Annotated in this window: 4 protein-coding genes; 3 read left to right on the top strand and 1 reads right to left on the bottom strand. The window is 56.9% G+C overall.

Annotation, left to right across the window (positions count from 1 at the left end; all coding sequences use genetic code 11):
* From K5905_RS30685 to K5905_RS30675, 3 genes are all read left to right on the top strand, one after another.
* On the top strand, positions 1-741 hold a 741-nt coding region (locus tag K5905_RS30685; protein ID WP_297591516.1), incomplete at its 5' end, for a tripartite tricarboxylate transporter permease.
* A gap of 74 nt (positions 742-815) precedes the next feature.
* Positions 816-1,775 carry a tripartite tricarboxylate transporter substrate binding protein gene (locus tag K5905_RS30680; protein WP_297591515.1) on the top strand — a complete coding sequence of 320 codons (960 nt, stop codon included), beginning with the start codon at positions 816-818 and terminating at the stop codon, positions 1,773-1,775.
* 118 nt (positions 1,776-1,893) lie between these two features.
* Positions 1,894-2,376 carry an OsmC family protein gene (locus K5905_RS30675; RefSeq protein ID WP_297591514.1) on the top strand — a complete coding sequence of 161 codons (483 nt, stop codon included), beginning with the start codon at positions 1,894-1,896 and terminating at the stop codon, positions 2,374-2,376.
* 50 nt (positions 2,377-2,426) lie between these two features.
* Here the strand turns inward: K5905_RS30675 and K5905_RS30670 are convergent.
* Positions 2,427-3,033: Ldh family oxidoreductase (locus K5905_RS30670; RefSeq protein ID WP_297591513.1), on the bottom strand; the 607-nt coding region annotated here is incomplete at its 5' end.

The following is a 3,033-nucleotide window of genomic DNA, read 5'->3' as shown; positions in this document are numbered from 1 at the left end:
CGCACGCTTTGCCGTTCATGTGTCATCGGAACCGGGATCGGGATTGTTCCGGGTCTTGGGCAAGTCGTCGCGGCGATGATGGGATACACGGCTGCGAAAAACGCATCAAAAAACCCCGAAAACTTCGGAAAAGGCGAGATCGAGGGCGTTGCTGCGGCGGAATCTGCAAATAACGCCGTCAACGGTCCGACACTTGTCCCGCTTCTGACGCTTGGCATTCCGGGCGACAACGTGACAGCAATCTTGCTCGGTGCCTTTGTTGCCCAAGGGCTGCGTCCAGGACCACAATTGTTCGAAGAGCAGGGAGCGACCGTTTTTGCGATCCTGATCGCAATGGTAATCGCCAACTTGCTTTTCCTGGTCATCGGATATCTTTCGGTACCCTTCTTTTCCCGGCTGGTCACGCTGAAGAATTCGCTGCTGGTGCCGATCGTCATCATGTTCGCATTCGCCGGTGCGTTTGTGTTCCGCTCGGACTCGTTCGACCTGTTGATGCTGGTGGCTTTCGGGGCGTTCGGCCTCGTTGCCCGGGCAGCACGGTTCGACGTCATGCCCATGGTCATGGGTTTCATCCTGGCCCCGCCGATGGAATACGCCTTTGGCCAGACCGTTGCGATGGCCAACAACGCACCGTTCGCATTCCTGTTCACCGAGCGGCAAGGGATGCTCATCCTTCTGGCCCTGACCCCTGTTGTCGGCTTCATCCTGTGGAGGAGGATGAAGAAGATGGTTGCAGGTTAGGGCAGGGAAGACCTGCGTCCGCATCGTCCGCGGGTCTTTGAACAATCATTTCGATGCACACGGAGGAGGAAGAAATGATGATGAAGTTATGGAAAGGAGCGGTGTTCGCCGCGGCAGCGGCGATGGCTGCCACTGTTTCCCCGGCTCAAGCCGAATATCCTGAAAAACCTGTGACAATGGTCATCCCGCTGGGGGCTGGTGGATCGCACGATCTGAATGCCCGTGTGATTACTTCTACAATTCCCTCGTTCCTGAACCAGGCGATGATTGTCCGGTTGACGCCGGGCGCCGGGGGGCAAAAGGGAACGCAGGAGGTCGCTACTTCCAGCTCGGACGGCTACACGCTGCTGTTCAGTCACAACTACATCGATATGCTTCAGCAGCATGTGGAGAACCTGCCCTACGATCCATTGAAGGACTTTGTGCCGGTCGCTCGCATCAACTACGCGCCGATTGCCGTTATTGTGCGCGCCGACAGCCCATATCAGACATTCGATGAGCTGATTGAAGCTGCAAAGGCGAAGCCGGGTGAAGTCCGGATGGCGCATTCAGGCAACTGGGGAGCTTTGTTTGTTCCCGCTGCACAGATCATGAAAGCGCGCGATGCCTATTTCAACATGGTGCCTTATCAGGGTGGGGGTCCGGCTATGCAGGCCCTGCTTGCCGGTGACGCTGACCTGACAATGGCGTTCCCGTCAACGATCGCACCCCTGTTGCTGTCCGGCGATGTGCGCGTGCTTGCGACTGCGGGCGCCGAGCGGATCTATCCGGACGTTCCGACGTTCGCTGAGGTCGGTGTTGAAGGGGATGTGGGCTTCATGCACCGGGTCGTATTGGCACCCGCCGGTACGCCTGAAGATGTTCTTGCCAAGCTGGAAGCCGCTTTCGCAGCGCTTTTGGAAGACAAGACCTACAATCGCATGATGTCCCGTCTTGGTGAGAACGTCGACTACATGTCCGGGGCTGATTATCAGGCAATGCGTGAATCGCAGAGCGAAGCCTACAAGGACCTCGTGAAGTCGATCACGCAATAAGCAAAAGACGCCGGCTTGGCATTGTTGCCCAGCCGGCCATTCTTCGTAAAAGAGACAGGAAGTGCCTTCTGTCCTGCGCGACAGATCGACCAGTCCTGTCCGGTGGAAAGAAACCGGCATGAGAATTAAAGAAAAGCAGATATGGACGTTTCGCGTCACGGGACGCCAGGAAACCAACACCAAATCGGTCGTGAGCGCCCGCGATGTGAGCATGGTGATCGATGAACCGATTGAACGCGGCGGCACCAACCTCGGTCCGATGCCCGTCGAAACGATGATTGCCGGTCTTGTCGGCTGCACTCATGTGATTTCAAACAAGCTCGCGGAAGCCAATGGTGTCAGGATCACGGAGATGGATATCGATGTTGTCACCACAATGGACAGCCGTGGTACCCGTCTGATCGAACCGATTGATATACCGTTTCCCGATGTGAAGATTTCGATCACGGCGGAGATGGATGGCACTGAGGAGGGGATTTCGGCTGTCGTTGAAAAACTGCGCCACCACTGTGCTGTATCCAAGATGCTTCAGATGTCCGGAAGTCGGGTCGCCGAAACCTGGAAAATCAACGGCAGTACCTGGAACGCGGAGGCGGCCTGAGGAGCCGGTTCCTTCGTGACCAAACCCATGATGCCATCCGGCGTGGTGCCTTAAAAAACACGCCGGTCAACAGGAGCAACAGCGTGTTCGTCAGCCAGGGTGTCAAGGTTGGAGAGCAAGGCATCGGGAAGTGGAATGCCTTTCGAGCTTCGATCCGCCCGTGTTGCATGCAGACGTTCTCCGGGGAGCCGGATTTCTTTGACACCTGGAAGGCGCCGAGACTGTTTCATTTCTTCCCAGACACCGTCGATCGACAATTTGAAGCCGGCCGGGTCCGTGAAAGCAGCGATGTTGAGCATGAGGATAAATTGACCGGTATTGGTTTGGCTTCTCGAATCCGCATTGAAGTCAACGACATTTCTGCCAAAGGCGGCACCGTTGAGAACGCCGGCGAGAATGCCGAAGACGAGAGAAAGACCGTATCCCTTCGGTCCGCCGATCGGCAGCAGGAAGCCCTCAGAAGAACGCCTGGGGTCGAGGAGCGGCTTGCCTTCCCGGTCAATCATCCAACCTTCAGGCATCATCTCGCCGCGTTGGGCAGCGGTCTTGACCTTGCCGTAGGCCGCGACCGTGGTCGCCATATCAAGAACGATCGGCGGCCGTTGCGCAGCCGGGATCGCAACCGCAATCGGATTGGTGGAAAGAAGCATATCCGTT

The organism is Roseibium sp., from assembly GCF_025698965.1.
GTDB lineage: Bacteria > Pseudomonadota > Alphaproteobacteria > Rhizobiales > Stappiaceae > Roseibium.
Note: the sequence above shows the minus strand (reverse complement) of the source record. Positions and strands in the feature narration are given on the sequence as shown.

Coding starts and splice junctions, on each gene's coding strand:
- K5905_RS30680 (WP_297591515.1), top strand. CDS start 816: ATGATGATGAAGTTATGGAAAGGAGCGGTGTTCGCCGCGGCAGCGGCG.
- K5905_RS30675 (WP_297591514.1), top strand. CDS start 1,894: ATGAGAATTAAAGAAAAGCAGATATGGACGTTTCGCGTCACGGGACGC.